Origin of the sequence: Mesorhizobium sp. M5C.F.Ca.IN.020.32.2.1 (assembly GCF_004023105.1) — a bacterium.
GTDB classification, from domain to species: Bacteria; Pseudomonadota; Alphaproteobacteria; order Rhizobiales; family Rhizobiaceae; genus Mesorhizobium; species Mesorhizobium wenxiniae.
In genome coordinates, this window is the sequence record NZ_RZSX01000903.1 from 1 (window position 1) to 2,441 (window position 2,441).

Below are 2,441 nucleotides of genomic sequence, written 5' to 3' on the forward strand. Positions count from 1 at the left end.
GAGCGGCGAGGCGGTGTAGTTGTTGGCAAAGCGTGCCGAGCGGGCGGCCAATGCCTTCAAATGCGGCACGTGCAGGAAGTCCGCCGGCCCATCCGGGAACAATGTGCCGTTGAGCTGATCGACCATGACGATCAGGAAATTGGGTCTCTTGGACGTCACTGTGCGCTCCGCCGGCTGAGTTTCGTTTCGAGATAGTCCTCGATCAGTGCGATCGCGGTCACGGCATTGGGCACGCCGTCCTTCAGCGCGCGCCTGATATAGAGCCCGTCGATCAGCGCCGCTGTCGCCTCGGCGACCCGGTCGGCTTCGCTTCTCGGCAGGATGCCGGTCAGCCCGCTCAACAGATTGGAATGCAGGCGCCGCGCATAGACCTTGAGCAGCCGGCGCAGCGCTGACGATTTCTGCGCCTCCACATAGAAGGCGAGCCAGGCGGCGATTGTTTCCGGGCGGAACTGGACGTCAGAGAAATTGACGGCGACCACCGCCGAAACGCGCTCGCGCGCCGTGCTGGCCGATCGAAGCGCGCGCCGCATATCGGCGGTCAGCTCCGCCAGGATGTGCCGCATTGTCGCCAGCAAAAGTTCGTCCTTGGCGCCGAAATAATGATGCGCAAGCGCCGAGGACACGCCGGCGCGCCCGGCGATTTCCGACATGGTCACATCAAGCGAGCCGCGCTCGCCGATCGCCGAGATCGTCGCGTCGATGAGCGCCTTGCGGCGCAACGGCTCCATTCCAATTTTCGGCATTCTTGCTCCGGCCTGCGGCGACAAGGTTATTTTTTATTGACGGATCAATCAACAAAAATTCGGGCTGAATTGGTGGCAAAAGTCAGGTGCCGTGACCAGATATCAAGATCAAGCGATTGTGTGGTTCTGGCCCCTTCACGAAGCCGCAGGAACGGTTCATGCTTGAACAATGCTTTGGCGCGCCGCAACGTCGCGTAGCCCGGCCCGCAGGATGGAGATAGCTATGACAGCATGCATCGTCGGCTGGGCGCATTCGCGCTTCGGCAAGCTCGAAGCCGAGACGCTGGAGGGCCTGATCACCAAGGTGGCTAGCGAGGCGCTCGATCATGCCGGCATCGGTCCGGACGAGGTCGACGAGATCGTGCTTGGCCACTTCAACGCCGGCTTTTCCGCACAGGATTTCACCGCAAGCCTGATCCTGCAGGCCGACGACCGGCTGCGTTTCAAGCCGGCGACGCGCGTCGAGAACGCCTGCGCCACCGGCTCGGCGGCGGTCAGGCAAGGCATCCGCGCCATCGACGCCAATGCCGCTCGTGTCGTGCTGGTGGTCGGCGCCGAGCAGATGACGACGACATCAGGCGCAGAAATCGGCAAGAACCTTCTCAAGGCTTCGTATCTGCCCGAGGAGGGCGACACGCCGGCAGGCTTCGCAGGCGTTTTCGGCAAGATCGCCCAAGCCTATTTCCAACGCTATGGCGACCAGTCGGACGCGCTGGCGATGATCGCCGCCAAGAACCACAAGAACGGCGTCGACAATCCCTATGCGCAGCTGCGCAAGGATTTCGGCTATGAGTTCTGCCGGCACGAGAGTGAGAAGAACCCCTTCGTCGCTGGCCCTCTGAAACGCACCGATTGCTCGCTGGTTTCGGACGGCGCCGCAGCTCTGGTCCTTGCCGACACGGCGACGGCGTTGAAGATGCGCCGCGCCGTTGCCTTCCGCGCCAACGAGCATGTGCAGGATTTCCTGCCGATGTCGAAGCGCGACATCCTGGCGTTCGAAGGCTGCGAGCATGCATGGAACCAGGCGCTGAAGAAGGCCGGTGTGACGCTCGATGATCTATCTTTCGTCGAGACGCATGACTGTTTCACCATCGCCGAGCTGATCGAGTATGAGGCGATGGGCCTGGCGAAACCGGGCGAGGGCGCAAAATTGGCGCTGGACGGCGAGACGGCGAAGGACGGCCGCCTGCCGGTCAATCCGTCCGGCGGGCTGAAGGCCAAGGGGCATCCGATCGGTGCCACCGGCGTCTCGATGCACGTGCTGAGCGCCATGCAGCTCGTCGGCGAAGCCGGCGGCATCCAGGTGCCGGGGGCCAAGCTCGGCGGCATCTTCAATATGGGCGGTGCCGCGGTCGCCAACTACGTTTCCATTCTCGATCGGATCAGATAAAAGCGGCCCGCCTTACAACGCCGCGCGCCCTTCCGGCGCGCAAAGGACGCTGTAACACTTTGATTTACGCATGATCCTTCGAAAATCGATTCCGATTTTCGAAGTCATGCGCTAGAGCATTTTGCAGCCAAAAAGTGGAATCGCTTGGCGTCGCAGAAATGCGGCTAAACAAAGAGATAGAGCGGGATGCCAAAGTTCCATCGAACGCATCCCGCTCTAGCGGGGAATTCATGACAAATCCGGTTCTGGTCGAAGTTTTGCGCGGCGCCGTGGTCGAGAGCGCGCATCGTGGCGCTATTGCGGTC

Annotated in this window: 2 protein-coding genes and 1 pseudogene; 1 reads left to right on the forward strand and 2 read right to left on the reverse strand. The window is 61.9% G+C overall.

The features are described 5' to 3' along the window. Positions 1 to 159: pseudogene (locus EOA86_RS40775) on the reverse strand (choline-sulfatase); the annotation flags it as partial. Further along, on the reverse strand, positions 156 to 746 hold the full coding sequence (gene betI, locus EOA86_RS30630; protein WP_065010403.1) for a transcriptional regulator BetI: 591 nt from the start codon (positions 744 to 746) through the stop codon (positions 156 to 158). The pseudogene EOA86_RS40775 and the gene betI, both read right to left, overlap by 4 nt. A gap of 223 nt (positions 747 to 969) precedes the next feature. Between betI and EOA86_RS30635 the strand changes: the two genes are divergently transcribed. Continuing rightward, positions 970 to 2,136: an acetyl-CoA acetyltransferase gene (locus tag EOA86_RS30635; protein ID WP_128345040.1), complete on the forward strand. Its 1,167-nt coding sequence runs from the start codon at positions 970 to 972 to the stop codon at positions 2,134 to 2,136. The last annotated feature ends 305 nt before the right edge of the window (positions 2,137 to 2,441 follow it).